The sequence below is a fragment of the Methylomonas sp. Uni0011 genome (assembly GCF_056850255.1).
This window is the reverse complement of sequence record NZ_JBVVNO010000042.1, coordinates 1-2,014: the sequence shown is the minus strand read 5'-3', so window position 1 is coordinate 2,014 and position 2,014 is coordinate 1. Positions and strand designations below refer to the sequence as shown.

Below are 2,014 nucleotides of genomic sequence, written 5' to 3'. Positions count from 1 at the left end.
GCTTCGACGTTAGCGACGACATTGTCCACGGTGAAGCCGAACTCTTTGAAGAGCTGGCCGGCCGGGGCCGATTCGCCGAAACGGTCCATGCCCACCACGCGGCCTTGGCTGCCGGCATATTTCCACCAGCTGTCGGTCACGCCCGCTTCGACCACGACGCGTTTGGTCACGCTCGCTGGCAATACGCTGTCTTTGTAGGCCTGGTCCTGAGCTTCGAACACGTTGGTCGACGGCATGGACACCACGCGGATGTTTTTGCCTTTCGCGGCCAAGGCGTCGGCAGCTTTGACGGCCAGTTCGACTTCGGAACCGGTGGCGATGATGATCGCATCCGGGGTGCCGTTGCTGTCTTTCAGGATGTAACCGCCTTTGGCAATCGCGTCGATCTGGGCTTGGCTACGGGTCATGTGTGGCAGGTTTTGCCGTGAGAAGATCAGGGTGCTCGGGCCGTCTTGGCGTTCGATCGCCGCTTTCCAGCAAATCGCCGATTCGACCGCGTCGCACGGACGCCAGACGTGCATGTTCGGAATCATGCGCAAGGTGGCGGTTTGTTCGATCGGTTGGTGGGTCGGACCGTCTTCGCCCAGGCCGATGGAGTCGTGGGTGTAGACGAAGATGGTTGGCGCTTTCATCAGGGCGGCCATGCGCAGGGCGTTACGGGCGTATTCGCTGAACATCAGGAAGGTGGCGCCGTAGGCTTTGAAGCCGCCGTGCAGGGTGATGCCGTTCATGATGGCGCTCATGCCGAATTCGCGCACGCCGTAGTAGGCGTAGTTGCCGTCGTGACCAGGGGCGTTGATGTCTTTGCAGCCTTTCCACAGGGTCAGGTTGGAGCCGGCCAGGTCGGCGGAGCCGCCCAGCAGTTCCGGCAGCAACGGGCCGAAGCCGTTCAGGGTGTTTTGCGAGGCTTTGCGGCTGGCGATGGTTTCGGCTTTGGCGTTGACCTCGGCGATGAAGGCGTTGGCTTTTTCGCTCCAGTCGGTTGGTAATTTACCGGCCATGCGGCGTTCGAATTCGGCAGCCAGTTCCGGGTGCGCGGCTTGGTAGGCGGCGAATTTGGCGTTCCAGGCGCTTTCCAAACGGTCGCCTTTGGCTTTGGCGTCCCATCCGGCGTAGATGTCGGCCGGAATTTCGAACGGGGCGTGCGGCCAGCCCAGTTGTTCGCGGGTCGCAGCCACTTCGGCTTCACCCAGCGCAGCACCATGGCATTCTTCTTTGCCTTGTTTGTTCGGCGAGCCGAAGCCGATGATGGTTTGGCAGCAGATGATGGACGGTTTGTCGCTGACTTTTTTGGCTTCTTCGATGGCTTTTTTCACCGCTTCCGGGTCGTGGCCGTCGACTTTGGGGATGACGTGCCAGCCGTAGGCTTCGAAGCGGGCCGGGGTGTTGTCCAGGAACCAGCCGGTGACGTCGCCGTGACCGCGGACTTCACCGTCGATGGAGATGTTGTTGTCGTCGTAGATGGCGATCAGTTTGCCCAGTTTCATGGAGCCGGCCAGCGAGCAGGCTTCGTGGGAGATGCCTTCCATCAGGCAGCCGTCACCCAGGAATACGTAGGTGTGGTGGTCGACGATGTCATGACCGGGGCGGTTGAATTGGCCGGCCAGGGCGCGTTCGGCGATGGCGAAACCGACGGCATTGGTGATGCCTTGGCCCAGCGGACCGGTGGTGGTTTCGACGCCGTCGGTGTAGCCGTATTCAGGGTGGCCCGGGGTTTTGGAATGCAGTTGACGGAACTGTTTCAGCTCGTCGATCGGCAGGTTGTAGCCCGACAGGTGCAACAACGAGTAAATCAGCATGGAGCCGTGACCGTTGGACAGCACGAAGCGGTCGCGGTTGGCCCATTTCGGGTTATTGGGGTTGTGGTTCAGAAAATCGTTCCACAGTACTTCGGCGATATCGGCCATCCCCATCGGGGCTCCAGGGTGTCCTGAATTGGCTTTTTGTACCGCGTCCATGCTAAGTGCGCGGATGGCGTTCGCTAAGTCTCGACGCGAAGGCATGTTGGTCTCCT

General features: G+C 60.7%; 1 protein-coding gene. It reads right to left on the bottom strand.

All coding sequences use genetic code 11. The features are described 5' to 3' along the window. The coding region (gene tkt / locus AC0IM9_RS20375) for a transketolase (protein ID WP_482805233.1) at positions 1-2,003 on the bottom strand (2,003 nt) is incomplete at its 3' end. Positions 2,004-2,014: the final 11 nt, after the last annotated feature.